9 protein-coding genes are annotated in these 17,268 nt (G+C 69.4%); 6 read left to right on the plus strand and 3 right to left on the minus strand.

The features are described from left to right. Nucleotides 1-44 precede the first annotated feature (44 nt). Entirely contained in the window at nt 45-434 is a 390-nt protein-coding gene (locus G401_RS58680) for an ATP-binding protein (protein WP_084557679.1), read from the minus strand. A 313-nt stretch (nt 435-747) separates the two neighbouring features. Here G401_RS58680 and G401_RS0127860 point away from each other — a divergent pair, with 313 nt between their 5' ends. Then, complete coding sequence (locus G401_RS0127860; RefSeq protein ID WP_169734261.1) at nt 748-1,662, plus strand: DUF4231 domain-containing protein; 915 nt, start codon at nt 748-750, stop codon at nt 1,660-1,662. 165 nt (nt 1,663-1,827) lie between these two features. After that, nucleotides 1,828-2,328, plus strand: coding sequence for a hypothetical protein (locus G401_RS55080; protein WP_084557681.1), 501 nt, complete (start codon nt 1,828-1,830; stop codon nt 2,326-2,328). 95 nt (nt 2,329-2,423) lie between these two features. Here G401_RS55080 and G401_RS0127870 read toward each other — a convergent pair whose 3' ends face one another. Beyond that, the gene (locus G401_RS0127870; RefSeq protein WP_027345057.1) at nt 2,424-2,681 is read right to left on the minus strand and encodes a helix-turn-helix domain-containing protein; all 258 of its coding nucleotides are present in this window, start codon (nt 2,679-2,681) and stop codon (nt 2,424-2,426) included. A gap of 224 nt (nt 2,682-2,905) precedes the next feature. Here G401_RS0127870 and G401_RS53440 point away from each other — a divergent pair, with 224 nt between their 5' ends. The 4 genes from G401_RS53440 (at nt 2,906) to G401_RS0127890 (ending at nt 16,719) form a co-directional block, all read left to right on the plus strand. Continuing rightward, nucleotides 2,906-6,151: an integrin alpha gene (locus G401_RS53440; protein WP_051367246.1), complete on the plus strand. Its 3,246-nt coding sequence runs from the start codon at nt 2,906-2,908 to the stop codon at nt 6,149-6,151. 4 nt (nt 6,152-6,155) lie between these two features. Continuing rightward, nucleotides 6,156-9,893 (plus strand): LamG-like jellyroll fold domain-containing protein, encoded by a 3,738-nt coding sequence (locus tag G401_RS48940; RefSeq protein WP_051367247.1) that lies wholly within the window; start codon nt 6,156-6,158, stop codon nt 9,891-9,893. A gap of 90 nt (nt 9,894-9,983) precedes the next feature. Beyond that, nucleotides 9,984-16,268, plus strand: a complete 6,285-nt coding sequence (locus G401_RS48945; protein WP_084557682.1) for an RHS repeat domain-containing protein — start codon at nt 9,984-9,986, stop codon at nt 16,266-16,268. A 4-nt stretch (nt 16,269-16,272) separates the two neighbouring features. Further along, the gene (locus G401_RS0127890; RefSeq protein WP_027345058.1) at nt 16,273-16,719 is read left to right on the plus strand and encodes a DUF7919 family protein; all 447 of its coding nucleotides are present in this window, start codon (nt 16,273-16,275) and stop codon (nt 16,717-16,719) included. A 153-nt stretch (nt 16,720-16,872) separates the two neighbouring features. Here the strand turns inward: G401_RS0127890 and G401_RS0127895 are convergent. Beyond that, on the minus strand, nt 16,873-17,268 hold a 396-nt coding region (locus G401_RS0127895; protein ID WP_027345059.1), incomplete at its 5' end, for a non-reducing end alpha-L-arabinofuranosidase family hydrolase.

The raw sequence follows: 17,268 nt of genomic DNA on the forward strand, positions 1-17,268 counted from the left end.
TATGGAGCTTGCTACCGGTAGACTCATCACCGGTGCCGGTCTGGTCACTGGAATAAGATAAAGGACCGGTGCTCGATTTGCATGCGGCCAGCGTGCGACACGAGAACGCACTCCCACCTTCGGCGACGCCGGTATTGCATGGACCGTACGGAGGATGGATAGAGACGACGTCGGAGGCTTGGCAAACCCGCCGCCAGGCAGTCGTGAGACAGGCGGTCGAAGCCCGTGTCCGCCAAGATCTCGGCGGCGAGGACTTGATCCCATTCGCTGAGGCTCTGGTTCGAGGTCGCCAAAGTGGAGCCTCTCTCGCATTTCCTTGAGGGTGCTCGGAATGCTCTGGGAGCTTCGTCGCACTCGTAGCGGCCTTGATCTTGCGCGAGTCCGCCCCTGACCGGGACGAGATGTCGTCGACGGAGAGAGGACCGCAGCTCCACTCAATGCTGGCGGCGACGGCGTGGTTCGGCGGCGGCGATTGCGGGCGGCCGGCGCCGTATGGCGCGGCGCGGCGGCGAGATGTCCGGCTCGCAGATGTCGCGACTTCGCCGCACGTGGGCCTGAGCGGGCCGATCGATCTTCCCGGCAACGAACCCTCCGCCAACTTGAGAATCGACCGAATTTCTCGGCGAATGTTTGCGCTGGCGCGCCCCCGTCAATCGACTTCTATTGATCATTTGCCGTGCCTTCGGTGAAGCTTGACCGACCGATGCCTGAGGTCAATCCATCGTTGTGATCGATAGACTTATTTGCGTGAGTGCTGTCGATGTGTCACCTGTGGATCCGGCCGAACCGCCGATCGTCGATCGCGTATTTCTGCCGGCGGTCTACCGCGCCGCGTCCGACGCGTCTGAGCAGGGCCAGCGGGCGTACCTGTGGATTGTTCGGATCCAACTGGTGTCGTTGGTAGTGGCCGCGGCGTTCGGGGTGTTCAGCTGGACCGTTGGGCAGGCCGACGTAGCCGGCATCGTGGCGGCCGTCGCGTTCAGCGTCTCCCTTGTGGGCGAGGTGTTCCAGCTCAGGGAGGATCCGGCGCGAGCATGGTACGGCGGCCGGGCGGTCGCCGAGTCGGCGAAGACGCTGAGCTGGCGATACATGGTCGGAGGCAACCCTTTCCCCATCGGCGAACCCGCCAACGTGGTTGCTCATCGATTCCGGCTACGCCTGGGTGCGTTGCTACGCGATCCTCCGGGTGCCTGGATCGGTTCCCCCGACCAGCGACTCGGGCAGGCCACGCCGGAGATGAGCGACATTCGTTCGCGACCGCTGGCCGAGCGCCGACGCATCTACCTCACTGAGCGCATTCATGAGCAGATCGGCTGGTACTACGCGAAGGCTTCGTGGAACCGGCGACGAGCACGGTTCTGGTCGATTCTGCTGGCTGTACTCACGACCCTCGGCCTGGCCACAGGCGTTCTCAAGGCCGCCGGCGTGTTTCACCTGGACATCCTCGGATTGACGGCTGCGTTGGTCGCCGCGGGAGCCTCCTGGGTGCAACTGAAGCAACATCATAATCTCGTCACGGCCTACTCGGTGGCACAGCATGAACTGTCGTTGATCGCCGAGGAAGTGCCCACGTACAGCAAGGAATCCGAGTGGGCGGACTTCGTCGCCAACGCCGAGGAAGCGATCTCGCGGGAGCACACGCTGTGGCGCGCTTCCCGCTAGTGCTCCAGCCGCAGTCGGTCAAGGTGGAGTCTTCGCTGGTCACATGCCAGGCCGTCACTGGCGTCAGATTCCTACCAATGTCCGGCACCATTCCCGAGTACCAATAGTGGCTGAGCTTCAGCAAGGGATCGTCGGTATCCTTGAGGTTCCGGGACCAGTCTGATCATGGGAGAAGAATTGACCCGCATTGGTGTCACCGGGCACATGAACCTTTCTCCCGAGACGGTCGAGCTGGTCAGGGTGGCTATACGAGAACAATTGAGGCCGCACGCCGGACATCGATTGGAAGGCGTGAGCTGTATTGCTGCGGGATCAGATTCGATCTTCGCCGAGGTCGTTCTGGAGCTGGGTGGATCGCTGGAAGTGGTCCTGCCCTCAGCTGACTATCGGGAGCGCAAGGTGAAGCCTGCGCATGCGGTTCAGTTCGACTCCCTGATCCGTCGTGCAGCGCGAGTCCGAACGACGGCGCATGCCGAGGCGAACCCGGTCGCCTACGAGGCTGCGAACGAGGTGGTGCTGTCCTCGTGCGACCTTCTCTTGGCCGTATGGGATGGATGTTCTCCCGCTGATCAAGGTGGCACTGCCGCCGTGGTGGAACAGGCACGAGAACGCGGCCTGCCGGTGATAGTGCTGTGGCCTGACGGCGCGCTGCGCGTTCCCAAATAGGTCTGCTGTCTAACCGACTTGTCGCGTCAGGGTGGTGGTCATTGGCAGGGGCGCCGACATGCCGGTGAGCTGACCGGCATGTCGGGCGCGCCCTGTCAGTAGAAGGGCCGGCGCGCGGTGGCGGTCTGGGTCAGCCCGCCGGGCGAGTCGGGATCGATCCATCCCAATTTGGTGGCTCGCGCGCCCAGCCCGAAGCGGGTCTGCGCGTCGGCGATCGTCATCAGCCGGTCGAGGCGTCGCTGCACCGTGCGCACGCTGATGAAGAGCCGTGACGCGATCTCGTGATCACGTAGGTCACACATGAAGAGGTAGAGCATGGCCCGCTCTTCGTCGTCGATCTCCTGAACATCCATTGTGGTCATCTCCCGTGAGGGACCGAAGCCCCATGACCGTACGTTGGTCTGCGCATCTTCTGGCCGCGACGGCGGCGCTGTCAAGAGTGGCAGAGCTACGCCAACTTGGTCGCCGGACCTTCTCAGCGAGCGCCGGGTCGACCTAGGCTTCGACCGTCTCGAATCGGCCTTCACGGGGGAGTCCAATGAGAACGCGCGCTTTGCCACGCCCATTTTCGGCTGCCTTGAGCCTGGCGCTGCTCGTGGGTGCCCTCGCGGCGGTCGCGGTCGGGCCGTCGGCGCCACCGCGCCTGGCAGCGCAAGCGGTGAGCTGTCCGCCGGGTGTCGGCGACCGGGCCGGTGCCGCCGCGATGGCGCGCCTGTGCGGCGGTCGCGTCGAGGTCACCGGGGCCATCGACGAGACGTCGCAGACCTTCGCCAACGCGGACGGCACGTTCACCTGGGAGTCGAGCGTGCGCCCGCGCTTCGCCCGGAAGGCCGACGGTGCCTGGACCAAGGCCGACGCGACGCTGGTCGCCAACGCCGACGGCACCATCTCGCCGAGGGCGGCGACGTTCCCGATGGTCTTCTCCGGCGGCGGCGCGTCGGCGCCCCTGATCCGGGCCGACCGGCAGGGCGGGCAGCTGTCGATGTCCTGGAAGGGTTCGCTGCCCAAGCCGGTTCTCGACGGCAATGTCGCGACCTACGCGGAGATCCTGCCCGGCGTCGACCTGCGGGTGGTCGCCGGCGTCGACGGCTTCTCCGAGCACGTGGTGGTGAAGAGCCGGGCCGCCGCCGCGCCGGCGGCACTGCGCCGGCTGCGTCTCGGGCTGGCCGCATCCGGTCTGGCCGTACGCCGGGACGCGTCGGGCAGCATCGACGCCGTCAACCCTGCCGGCGACGTCGTCTTTTCCGCCGGTACGCCGCTCATGTGGGACGCCTCGGACGTTCCCGCCCGGGCTCGGCTGCTCGCGGCCGGCAAGGTCAACGAGGCCGGTGACGTGGTGCCGCGTACCGCCTCGGTGGGTATCGCGCTCGACGGGGGCGATCTCCTGCTGACCCCGGACGCGGCGATGCTCGACGACGCGTCGGTCGTCTACCCGGTGGTGATCGACCCGACGGTCGTCGGTGCCCGTAACCACTGGACCGAGCTGAGCAAGTCCTCGCCCACCACGTCGTATTTCGACGCTCCGGACGGCACCTTCGGGACGACCGACTCCACGAACGGCCTGGCTCGCGTGGGCCTGTCGGACTGGCAGTCGCCGGTCTTCACCATGCGGCCCGTGTTCGAGATGGACACCTCGGGCGTCGTCGGCGCGGGCAAGGTGACGGCGGCGTCGTTCCGGCTCGCCCAGCGATGGTCCGGTGTGAAGTGCACGGATACGCCCGGTCCCTCGGCCGTCGGCCTCTATCAGACGCCGCCGATCACCTCCGCCACGAACTGGAACACCAGCTGGAACACCACCGGGACCGGCTGGACCACTCTCCTCGGCAGCAACAGCGACGCGCATCGCACGGACATGACCGGCGCCACCTGCGGCCCCAACGATGTCGTCTTCGACCTGACGGGTTCGCTGACGACGCTGTCGCTCGGCTGCTGCGGCACGCTCACGCTCGGCCTGAAGGGCGACGAGTCCGCGCACACGTCGTGGAAGCGCTATCTCAACGACGCCGCGAACAGCCCCACGCTTTCGATCACCTATGACGCCAAGCCCACCATCACCTCGACCTCGACCGCACCGGCGACCACCTGTGTCACCGGCGCCGGCCGCCCCGTCCTCGCGACCGGCATCCCCACGCTCTCGGCCGCGGTCAGTGACTCCGAGAGCCAGCCGATGTCGGCGAAGTTCGAGTGGTGGGCGGTGGGTGGTTCGGCGGCCATCGGCTCGACCACGGTCGCGAACGTCGCCTCGGGGACCACCGCCTCGGCGCAGATCCCATCGGGACAGCTGGCGGGCGGTGGGGCGTACCAGTGGCGGGTCACGGTCTCCGACGGCAGCACCCCGGTCGTCTCGCCCTGGTGCGAGTTCTCGACCATGATCCTGGATCCGCAGGCACCCGGCTGCCCGGCCGCGCTGGCGCCGGGCGACTTCAACGGCGACGGCGTACGCGACCGGGTGCTGGGCGATCCGCAGGCGACGGTGGGGACGCAGGCCACGGCCGGCGCGATCTACCTCGTCGACGGCGCGACCGGTGCGCGGCGAACCCTGCAGGAGGGCCTCGACGGCGTCCCCGGTACGCCTGAAGCCGGCGACCAGTTCGGCCGGGCCCTCATGGTCTTCGACGCCAACCGCGACGGCTGCGCGGATCTGGCGATCGGCGCGCCCTTCGAGGACTACAACGGCGTGGCTGATTCCGGTGCCGTCTACCTGCTCTACGGTTCACCGCTCGGCCTGGGCAAGGGACCGGCGGCGATGACGATCGGGCAGGGACTGGCTCTGCCCGGCGGTCGCGGCGCTGTTCCTGACGCGCCCGAGGCGGGTGACTGGTTCGGTGCCGCGCTCGCCGGTGGCGTCACCGCCGCCAACGAGCCCTACCTGGTCATCGGCGCGCCCGGCGAGGACGTCGGCGGCGTGCTCGACGCGGGAACGGTGCACTACCTGCGCGGATCGGTCGACGTGAAGTTCGACGGATCCTCGCCGGAGGGCGCCGAGCGCGACGACCGCAGCGGGGCTTCGGTGGCGGCGTCGCCGTACCAGGTCGCGATCGGCTCGCCCGGCGAGGCCGCGGGGCCCGGGTCGGAGTTCTCCGGAGCCGTGTGCGTCCTCAACCACAACAGCGGCGGCACGCCGCCGGCGGTCATCCGCTGCCTGCGGCAGGGCGACGACACGTACTCGTCGGAGGCGCCGGAGCGCAACGACCAGTTCGCCCAGTCGATCGCCATGGTGGCGTACCGGCCGGTGGGAGCCGCCTCGGGCGTGGCCGACTCGCTGCTGGTGGTGGGTGTGCCCGGCGAGGATCTCGGCTCGGCCGACGACGCCGGCATCGTGCAGGAGTACCTGATCACGGCGACGGGCGTCAGCCATCTCGGCACGGTCGGGGGCGGGACACCCGGGGTCGGTGAGGCCGACGAGTCGGGGGACTACTTCGGTCAGCAGGTGGCCGTGGTCAACCGGGATCCGGCCGCCGTCGCGTCGGCGTCCACCGTCCTCGTGGCCGTAGGCGCGCCGGGCGAGGACCGAGGGTCGACTGTGGACAGCGGCGTGGTACGCGTCTTCGCGGGCGGCACGAACGTGCTGACCGGCAGCGTCCTGGTCGAGCGCGTCTCCGGTGCGCTACCGGGCTCGCCGGTCGCACAGGAGCTGATCGGCGGCTGGCTGGCCAGCGACGGGACCAACCTCCTGGTCTCCAGCCCCTACGGCACGCGGGCGGCGTACGTGCTGCCCTGGGCGAACCTCGCCGCCGGCAACGGCACGCCGGTGACCACGTACGCCCCCGGTGTCGGCGGCCTGCCGTCCACTGTGTACGCGTTCGCGACGACGGCCGGGTGACCTCATGACGACGACGAACGGCGAGCGCGACAGCCACCACGATCACGACGGGAATCGGCAGGACCGGACGAAGGGGCGCATGGTGTCTACGGGGGAGCGCGGGCGGGGCAGCTCGTGGTGGCGGCGGGCCGGTCTGATCGGAGTGGTCGCGACACTGGTCGCGGGGACGGCCTGGACGGCGCTGCCGGTGCACCGGCCGGCCGGCCGGACCGAGGCGCTCGCGGTCGGCAGCGGAGGCACGGGTGGGCACGCGGCGGCACCGGGTACCGCGGACTGGGCGGCGTCCACCGCCCGCGCCACCGGCCGCAAGACCGAGGCCACCCTGCTGCGCGGTGAACGGCGGCAGGTGTTCGCCAACGCGGACGGCACCTTCACCCAGCTCGACTACCAGCAGCCGATCCAGGTGGTACGCGACGGTGCCTGGGTGCCGGTCGACGCCACCCTCGTCCGGGGCGCGGACGGGACTGTCACCCCGCGGGCCACGTTGACGAACCTGCGGTTGTCGGGCGGCGGCGACCGGCTGGTGGCGTCCGTCGAACGGGCCGGCCGCCGGTACGCCCTGACCTGGCCGGAGGCGTTGCCCGTTCCGGTGCTCAGCGGGTCCACGGCGACCTACGCGAACGTGCTGCCGGACGTCGACCTCGTGGTCACCGCCTCCGTCAGCGGCTTCACCCACGTTCTGGTCGTGAAGACCCCGGCTGCGGCGCGGTCGCCCCAGGTGCGCCGGCTCACCTTCGGACTCCAGCTGCAGCTGCTGCGGTTGCGTACCACGCCGACCGGCGGGCTGCAGATGGTCGACGCCGGCTCCGGCGGGACGGTGTTCGACGCGCCGGCGCCCCGGATGTGGGACTCGAGCGTCCCGGCGACCGAAGGCGACCTGAGCGCGGGCGCCCCGGATGGCGCGCGTACCGCCCCGGTGGCGGTCTCCCTCGGATCGGGCACCCTGACCCTGACGCCGGATTCCGGGATGCTGGACGACGGCCGCTCGAAGTTCCCGCTCTTCATCGACCCGTTCACCTCGGGCGCCTCCAACGAGTCCTGGGCGATGGTCGACTCCGGCTATCCCAGCGACGAGTACTGGAAGTTCAACGGCGACGACAACGAGCGGGCGGGTTACTGCCCGGTCGGCGTGTCGGGGCAGGTGTGCAACGACTCGCGTATCAAGCGGCTGTTCTACGTCATGCCGACCAGCTTCGCCGGTATGACCATCCTCAGCGCCAAGTTCCGGGTGACGTTGGAACACACCTACGACAGCACGGCGCGAAACGTCTCGCTCTACCGCGCGGGCAGCGCCGGTGCGCTGATCACCAGCGCGACCAACTGGGGGAACATGCCCGGCGGCGCGAGCATGACCAAGTTCGTCAAGCAGGACACGATCGCGCCGACCGGCACGACTGCGTGCCAGACGGGCAGCACCCGCAATACGGAGTTCGACGCCCAGGAGGCCCTCGACAACGCGGTCGACCACGGCTGGTCGAAGACGACCTTCATGATCAGGGCCGACAACGAGTCTTCCTACCTGCATCTGAAGCGCTTCTGCAACAACGCGGTTCTCGCCGTCACCTACAACCGCGAGCCGAACCAGCCCAGCCTGTCCGGTCTGAGCCTCAACCCCGGCGGCGCGTGCGTCACCGGCGGCGCCCGGCCGTACGTCAGCTCCCTGCCGAGCCTGAAGGCGGTACTGTCCGATCCGGACACCGCTGACGCCGAACCGCTGACCGCCGAGTTCCAGGTGACCTGGACGCCGTCCGGCGGGACCCTGCAGACGAAGACCTGGACCTCGTCGCAGCTGGCCAACGGATCGACGTTCACCTACAACCTCGCCGACGCCGCCACCGGGATCCCGAACCTGCCGGAGAACGTGGTCGTCGCCTGGAAGGTGCGGGCGAACGACACCAAGGTGTCGGGCCCGTGGTCGTCGGACGGCGCCGGAAGCCTGTGCGAGTTCGTCCTCGACACGACCAAGCCGGCCGGCCCGGACATCGACTCGCCGCAGTACCTGCCGGCCGATGCGGCCGACAACGGCACGGTCGGGGCGCCGGCGTGCGCGGACGACCAGACCTGGTTCCCCGGTGTCGGGCGGTACGGCACCTTCACGTTCGACAGCGCCGCGACGGACGTCAACGAGTACCGGTACGGCTTCGACACCAACCCGTCCGCCGCCAACAAGCTCAATCCGGCCGTGGACGGCGGGCCGGTGTCCGTCTCCTGGCTGCCGCTGGCCGAGGGGCCGCACACGGTGAACGTCGTCGCGGTCGACCACGCAGGTAAGCAGTCCGACATCGCCAGCTGCACCTTCCGCGTCGCGGCCGGCAGCGGACCGGTCGCGGACTGGCGCCTGGACGACGTCGCCGGCTCCTCGGCGGCGCTCGACGCCACCGGCTCGCAGCCGGCCACGGCGGGCACCACGACACAGTTCGGCGTGGCCGGGCCGGGCGGCGCGGCGGACAAGGCCGTCAGGCTCGACGGAAACGCGTCGAGCGGCCTGCGTACGGCGGGACCGGTGGTGAACACTGGTACGAGCTTCACGGTCAGTGTCTGGGTACGCCTCACCGATCTGACCCGGGCCCAGACCTTCCTCTCGCAGGACGGCTCGGGCGAGTCGGGCTTCCAGCTCGGCTACACGCCGAACGGGCAGAAGTGGCTCGCGCAGGCGGCGGTCAACGACGTGCAGACGCTCGGCACGTGGAGCGTTGTCGGCCCGGTCGCGCAGTCGGGCAAGTGGACGCATCTGACGCTGTCGTTCGACGCCGTCGCGCTCCAGACGACCCTCTACGTCAACGGCGATCCGGCGGGGACCGGCCAGTGGCGCTCGCCGTGGAACGCGCACGGGGCGCTGCAGATCGGGCGGCGTTTCGTCCAGACCGGCGTGTACGGTGACGCCGCGACCGCCGATCTCGCCGACGTACAGGTGTGGGACCGCGTCCTCGTGCCGGTCGAGGTGCACGTCCTGCCCGCGTCGGTGACCAAGCGCCTCGGCTACTGGGATCTGGACGCCGCCACGGCGATCGCCGATCAGGCGCCGCTGGTGGGCAAGAGTGCCGGCTACGGCACGCCGGTGCCCGGCGGGGCCACCGAGATCGATCCCGCTCTGGAACTCGGCCTCTACACCGGCGCGTCCGTCATGACGCGCGATCCGGACAATCCGTTCGGGCCGAGCCCGCTCGTGGGCGACGGGCACCTGGTCCTCGACGGCCTCACCGGGTACGCCGCCACCACCGGGCCGATCGCGGTGACGAACGGCAGCTTCTCCGTGTCGGCGCGGGTGCTGATGGCCACCGACTGCACGACCGCGCCGATGAGCGTGCTGTCACAGCCGGGGACCCACGCGAGTGCCTTCTCGGTGGGCTGCGCGCCCGACGGCACCGGCTCGTCCGTCTGGCGGGTGGTGATGACGGGCACCGACGCCAACGCCGCCGCGACGACGGTGCTGACCGGTAATGCGGCGGTCTCCCACCCCGACCCCAACGCCAGCGTCGGGCAGCTGCTCACCCTGACGTACGACGCGGCGTACCAGACGTTGCGGCTCTATGTGGACGGCAATCTCGCGGGGACGGCCACGAGCGTCCCCGTGCCGTGGAACGCGACCGGCGGTGGTCTGCAGGTGGGCCGCTCTTTCACCGACACGGCCTGGGGTTCTTATCTCGCGGCGGTCGTGGACGAGGTGCGCGTCTACTCGGGCGCGCTCGACGCCACCACGGCGAACCAGCTGAACCGGCTCGTCGCCGACCCCGAACTCTGACCGGGTGGGCGGGCCGTCGAGGCCCGCCCACCGTTCCCGCGTTCCCGGACCCTCCGCGCTCTCGGCCCTCCCATCAAGGTGGAGAATTCGATGTCTGCTTCGCCCCTGCGGACCAGCCGCGCGACATTCCGTCGCTGGACTCGCAACCTCGCCTGGGCACTCGTACCCCTCGTGGCGCTCAGTTCCGTGCAGGAGCCGGTCTTCGCGGCGCCGTCGACCCGCCGCCCGCCGGCCGTGCCGGGCCAACCGGCCCCCGCGGCCGCTCAGGCACTGAAGGCCCGCCCGCGCTCGGCCGCGGATCCGACGCGGGCCGCCGCGCTCACCGCCGCGCCGCGGTCGGCCTGGCCGGTCGGCGGGCAGGGCGATCTCGACCTCGTCCCCGACGGCCGCGTCGCCGCCACCGTGGGCGGCCTGCCGGTGACCGCTCAGCCGGTCGCCGCCGTGGGCCAGGCGAGCCGCTCGGCCGCCGGGCTGCCGTCGAAGATCAGGTTCGAGGTTCTCGACCGGTCCACCTCGACGAAACTCGGCGTACGCGGGCCGGTCGTCGCCCTGCGCCGCGCCGACGCCTCGGCGTCCACCGGTTCGGTCCGGCTCGACCTGGGTTACGGCGCGTTCGCCGATGCCTACGGCGGTGACTACGGCGCGCGCCTTCATCTGGTACGCCTGCCCGCCTGCGCACTGTCCACACCGGACGTGGCCGGCTGCCGGACCACGACGCCGGTCGGCTCGGTGGCGAACGACACCGCGCACAAGACGGTCTCCGGGACGGTCGACGCGAGCGCGACGGCGATGACCGTCCTCGCGCTGGAGGCCGGCGACGCCTCCTCGCAGGGCGACTACTCCGCCACCCAGCTGTCTCCGGCGTCGAAGTGGGATGTGTCGCTCGCCTCCGGCGACTTCAGCTGGAACTACCCGCTGCGCGTACCGCCGACCCCGGGCGGGCTGGTGCCGCAGGTCGAGCTGAACTACTCCTCGCAGAGCGTCGACGGTCGGACGTCGGCGACCAACAACCAGGGTTCGTGGATCGGCGAGGGCTTCAGCTACGAGCCGGGGTACATCGAGCGCCGGTACAAGCCGTGCGACGAGGACGGGCACGACAACTACGGCGACCAGTGCTGGGCGTTCCAGAACGCGACCATCATGCTGAGCGGGCACTCCGGCGAACTCATCAAGATCAACGATGGGCTCTGGAAGCTGTCGTCGGACGACGGCACCCGCATCGAGCGGCTGACCGGCGCGACCAATGGCGACGACGACGGCGAGTACTGGAAGGCGACCACGCCGGACGGCACGCAGTACTTCTTCGGGCTGAACCGGCTGCCCGGCTGGAGCGCGAACAAGGACGAGACCAACTCGACGTGGACCGCGCCCGTCTCCGGCGACGACGCGGGCGAGCCCTGCCACAACACGTCGGGCTGGACCGATTCGTTCTGTGATCAGGGCTGGCGCTGGAATCTCGACTACGTCAAGGACGCCCACAACAACGTCATCTCGTACTTCTACGCCAAAGAGATCAACTACTACGCCGAGGCGGCGAAGACCGACGTCAACGGCAGCGCGTACGTCCGGGGCGGATATCTGCTGCGGGCGGACTACGGCCAGGTCGACGGCGCCGTCTACACCACGAACGCGCCGGCCCGCGTACGCTTCGACACCGCCGAGCGGTGCATCCCGGGCGGCGCGGTCACCTGCGCCGTGGCCGACCTGACCGACACGACGGCGGGCAACTGGCCCGACACGCCCTTCGACCGCAACTGCGCCGCGAACACCCACTGCAAGATCTCGCAGTCGTCGGAGAGTTTCTGGACGCGCAAGCGGCTGACCACGATCACGACGGACGTCCGCACCGGCAGCACGTGGACGCCGGTCGAGCAGTGGAGCCTCGAACACTCCTTCACGGACAACGGCGACGGCTCCAAGACGCTGTGGCTGAACAAGATCGGTCACACCGGTCTCTACGGCGGCCAGGTGACCACGCCGGCGATCGAACTGGTCGGCATCCAGCTGCCCAACCGCGTGGACAGCGACACCGACATGCTCGCCCCGCTCAACCGCTACCGGCTCAACACCGTCTACAACGAGTCGGGCGGCGAGATCCAGGTCAACTACACGCCGGCGGAGTGCACGCCGACGACGCTGCCGACCGAAGGCAACAGCACCAAGCGCTGCTTCCCGGTCAAGTGGAACCCGTTCGACCCGGACACGCCCCACACGGACTGGTTCAACAAGTACCTCGTGGCGCAGACGATCGAAGTGGACCGCACGGGCGCCGCCCCCGACATGGTGACGCAGTACGACTACTCGGGCGGCAGCGCCACCGATCAGGACCCGGTCGACGGCGCCGGATGGCGCAAGACCCCGCCGGACGGGATCACGAAGGACGCGTACCGCACCTGGTCGGACTGGCGGGGCTATCCGGTGGTGACCGTACGCCGGGGTGACATGCAGACCCTGACCACCAAGGTCGAGCACTACCTCCTGCGCGGCATGGACGGCGACGAGACGGCCGCCGGCGCGACGCGTACGGTCAAGGCCACCGACTCGACCGGTGCCCTGTACACCGACAGCGACCAGTTCGCGGGCCAGGAATACGAGACGATCACCTACAGCGGCACGCAGATCGTCTCGAAGAAGATCACGATGCCGACGTCGTGGTCGACGCAGACCCAGACCGAGTCCTGGGGGACGAGCAAGGCGTGGATGGTCCGGCCGGAGACGGAGCGGACGCTGACCGCGATCTACGCCGCGGGCGGTGGGACGCCGACATGGCGCGAGACCAAGACCGTCACGTCCTACGACACCGGCTGGGGACGGCCCACCAAGATCAGCGATCTCGTGGACGTCGCGGACCCCGCCGACGACCAGTGCACGACGATCGCGTACGCCGACAGCACCGGCTCCTACATTCACCAGGCCAAGAAACTGGTCGAGAAGTTCTCCGCGAACTGCTCGGTGACGAACCCGAGCCGGGCGACGAAGCTGCTGTCCAGCGACCGCACATCCTACGACGGGCTGGCCTACGGCGCGGCGCCGACCAGCGGCAGCATCACGCGTGAGGAGCACCTCGAAACCGACGACGGCACCACCACCACCTATCTGGCCACCGACACCGTGGTGGACGGGTTCGGCCGGGCGACCAAGGTCACCGACCCGCGGGGCAACGCGACGAGCACCGTCTACGTCGAGACCGACGGGCTGACCACCCAGGTCAAGAAGACCAACGCGCTCGCGCACACGTCGACCACGGACATGGTGACCGCCTTCGGCACACCGGCCGGGACGACGGACGCGAACAGCAAGCGTACGGACTTCGCCTATGACGGCCTGGGCCGCCTGGTCGGCGTCTGGATCCCGGACCGGCCGAAGTCGCTGCAGTACCCGCCCAGCCTGAAGTACGCGTACACGCTGCGTACGGACAAGCCGGTCGTGGTGGAAACCGACAGCGTCCGCAACGACGGCAGCTACAAGGCCGGATACCAGCTCTACGACGGCTTCCTGAGGGACCGCCAGACGCAGGCCGAAGGGCCGGGCGGCGCCTGGCTCGTCTCGGACACGCTCTACACCGCCACGGGTCAGAAGGCGGCCACGTACCAGAACCACCTCGTCACCGGTACGCCGGGCGACAGCGTCCTCGTCGTGGCGGAGGGCTCGGTCAACGGCCAGACGAAGTACGCCTACGACGGCGCGAACCGCGTCACCGACGAGATCACGGCCGTGGCGGGCGACGAGAAGTGGCGCACCACGACGGCGTACTTCGGTGACCGGACAAGTGTCGACCCGCCCACGGGAGGCACGCCGACGACCACGGTGACCGACGCCGCCGGCCACAAGACCGCCCTCTACCAGTACAAGGGTTCCTCACCGTCCGGCGACGCGGACGTCACGCACTACGCGTACGCCGCGGACGGCCAGCTCGCGTCGGTGACCGGGCCGGACGGCGCCACCTGGTCCTATACCTACTACCAGAACGGTCGCAAGTGGACGTCGGTGGATCCCGACGCCGGCACGTCGACCCTGACCTACGACAAGGCCGGCAACATCCTCACCCAGAAGGACGGGCGCAACACGGTCCTGGCGTTCGTCTACGACAAGCTCAACCGCAAGACCGAAGAATGGCTGACCGCGGTCACGACCGGCACCAAGACGGCGACCTGGACGTGGGACAGCTTCTACAAGGGACAGCTGGCCGGCACGGGCCGGATCGTGAACGGCAAGACCTACTTCGTCACCTACCCCCAGCGGGACGGGCAGTACCGGCCGCTGAAGACCAGCTACATCATCCCGACCGACGCGGGCGCCGAGCTGGCGAAGACCTACGACTTCGCGCAGTCCTACAACATCGACGGCACACTGCAGGGCATCGGCATGCCGGCCGGCGGCGACCTGCCGGCCGAGAGCGTGGCGGTCGGATATGACGCGCTGCAACGCCCCACGACGCTCACGGGTGCCACCAGCTATGTGACGGCGGCCAACTACGCCGACACCGGCGAGCTGCTGCAGACGACGCTGTCGGCGGGCGTGGCCGGCCGAAAGGTGTGGCAGACCTACGCGTACGAGCGGGGGACCGGGCGCCTGACCGGGGCGCGACTCGATCGCGAGACGGTGGCCACCGTCGACGCGGACGCGCACTACTCCTACGACGCCGCCGGCAACGTCCTGTCCATAGCGGACACTCCGGCCGGTGGTTCACGTGACGTCCAGTGCTTCGACTACGACTACCTGCGCCGACTGCGAGAGGCGTGGAGCACGGCGAGCGCGGCCACCGATCCCTGCGGTGGCAGCGACCCGGCCGTCAACGGGGTCGGCGGATCGGCCGCCTATCACGAGGCGTGGACGTTCTACGCCTCCGGCGACCGCAAGACCGAGACGATCTACTCGACCTCCGGCGGCAACGACGTCAACCGGACCTACCACTATCCGGCGGCGGGCGCCACGCAGCCGCACACGTTGCGGCAAGTCGACCAGACCACCGGCACCGTCACGGCGACCACGACCTACCTGCCCGACGCCGCCGGCAACACCACCAGCAAGAACGTCAACGGCCAGCAGCAGGACCTCGGCTGGGACGCCGAGGGGCACCTGGCGACGTTCACGCAGGGCGGCCAGACCACGACGATGGTCTACGACGCGGAGGGCAACCGCCTCGTCCGCAAGGAGCCGAACACCACCACGCTCTACCTGGACGGCATGGAGCTGCGGCTGGACCTGACCAGCCGTCAGGTGACCGGGACGAGGTTCTACTCGTTCGGCGATCGCGTCATCGGAACTCGGACGGGCGGCGGGCTGACGTTCGAGTCCGCGGACGCGCACGGCACCTCGTTCGCCTCCGTCGACGCGGCCACCGGCGCGATCACGTGGCGGCGTACGACGCCCTACGGCGGTACGCGCGGCATACCGCCGACGGCGTGGCCGAACCAGAAGGGCTTCGTCGGCGGCACCGTCGACGCCCTGGCCGGACTCGTGCATCTCGGCGCCCGCGAGTACGACCCGACGATCGGCCGGTTCCTCAGCATCGACCCGGAGATCGACACCGGGGATCCGCAGAGTCTCGGCGGCTTCCTCTACGCCAACAACAGCCCCCTGACGTTCACCGACCCGACCGGCCGTTCCTGGGGGACGTTCTGGAAGGTCGTCGCGGTCGTCGCCGTGGTGGCGGTCGTCGTCGCGGCGGTCGTCGTCGCCGGTCCCATGATCGCGGCCGCGGCCAGTGCCTACGCGGCGACGAGCGCGGCCGCCAGTACGGCCGGCGCGGTGGCCCTGGCCGCGGCCGAGGGCGCGGCGGCCACGGGAACCATCGCCGGTGCGGCGGTGGCGGCGGGAGGCGAACTGGCCGTCGCGGCCGGCGCGACCCTGGCGGCCGAAGGTGTCGCGGGGGCCACGGCCGTCACGGTCGCCGGCGGTATCGCCGGGCTCGCGAGCCGCGGTTCACCCGGCAGCGGCGGCCGGGGCCTTCCGCTAGGCGGCGGGCGCACCCCTCCGGGCGGCGGACTCCGGCCGTACAACCCCAGCCAGCCGGTCGAGACCCGCGACGGCGACTCGATTCTGAGCGGTCACGGCGGGCGCTGGGGTACGCCCAAGGAGAAAACACGCGTCCCGGCGGGCTGCTGGGTGATCATGTACTGCCGGGACGGCGAGATGCTCGACGATACCGACGGTCACCTGATCGAGCAGAACCAGCCGATCAAACCTGCCCAGGTGTACGGCCCGGGGCAGTGGATGCCCGACTACGAGCTGGTGCCGCCGCACGACCCGGACTTTCAGCCCATCGTCATCACCGGCAACCCGTATGTCGTCGACCAGCCCACGAAGCTGTCGGACATCCTCCAGCCCGGTATGGGAAGGTGTCACTGGGCTGCCTGCCGAGAGGAATGGTGACGCCGTGACCTACTTCGCCGACCTCACTCCGTATGAATACCGCGCGTCGATCGGGCCGTTCAGTGCCCTGCTGAACGTGGGCTGGCTGGAGCCGGGACATCCGGTCCCGAGCGGCCCGGTCGATCCGCTGGTGGTGGACCGGCTCGCACAGCTGTGTGGCACCTCGCCGGTCGCTGTGACCCGCGGTGCCTATCGGTGCCGGTTCTCTCCGTGCCGGGAGAACCGGGTCGTGGCGGCTGTCGTAGTGGACGGCCGGCGGTGGGCTCTCGGCGGAGCCGAGATCTGGTTGCCCTGTCGCGATGGGACGGCGCTCGCCGCACCGAACATGGTCCACCACTACGTCACCGTGCACGGCTACCGGCCACCCGATGAGTTTCTGGAGGCGATCATGGGCCCGGACGCCGGCTCGTTCGACGAGAAGGCATGGGTCGCGTGGCTTTCGCGGAACTGAGGCGGGCCAACGAAATCCTCGAAGCAGCGTCCGTCTTCTTCGCGGCCGGACTCGGCCGGCCACAGCAACGCTCGTAATGTTCATCGACGAGCACAAGCAGGTGTGGTGGTCGCAGCTGCTTGGGGCCGGCTGCGACCACCGGCGGTGGAAGGGTTATCGCTGAAGTGTCAGCAGGCCCGGCCGCCACGGCAGCTGGTCGTACGGGCCGCCGGCGCTGGGGGACTTGCCCTGGTAGAGCAGTTGCAGGTTGCAGGGGTCCACGGTCATGGTCTGGTCGGGGTTGCTGCGGACGAGGTCACCGTGGCTGATGTCGTTGGTCCAGCCGGCGCCGCTGTTGTTCTTGCCGGCGAAGGGGTTGCTTTCGCTGGCGGCTTGTGGTGTCCAGGATCCGTTGAGGCTGGTGGCGGTGAAGGAGCGGAAGTAGCGGCCTTGGCTGCCGATGGCTTCGACGATCATGAGGTATTGGTTCTGTCCCTGGACTTTGTAGACCTGGACGGCTTCGAACAGGTTGTTGGTCGAGTCGCTCAGGACGGTGGTGTAGGAGGAGCC

The sequence above is a fragment of the Hamadaea tsunoensis DSM 44101 genome (assembly GCF_000428945.1).
Taxonomy (GTDB): Bacteria; Actinomycetota; Actinomycetes; order Mycobacteriales; family Micromonosporaceae; genus Hamadaea; species Hamadaea tsunoensis.

What these genes read in the sequence shown, in the direction of transcription:
- G401_RS48945 (WP_084557682.1), top strand. Translation starts at nt 9,984, where the DNA reads ATGTCTGCTTCGCCCCTGCGGACCAGCCGCGCGACATTCCGTCGCTGG.
- G401_RS55080 (WP_084557681.1), top strand. Translation starts at nt 1,828, where the DNA reads ATGGGAGAAGAATTGACCCGCATTGGTGTCACCGGGCACATGAACCTT.
- G401_RS0127870 (WP_027345057.1), bottom strand. Translation starts at nt 2,681, where the DNA reads ATGGATGTTCAGGAGATCGACGACGAAGAGCGGGCCATGCTCTACCTC.
- G401_RS48940 (WP_051367247.1), top strand. Translation starts at nt 6,156, where the DNA reads ATGACGACGACGAACGGCGAGCGCGACAGCCACCACGATCACGACGGG.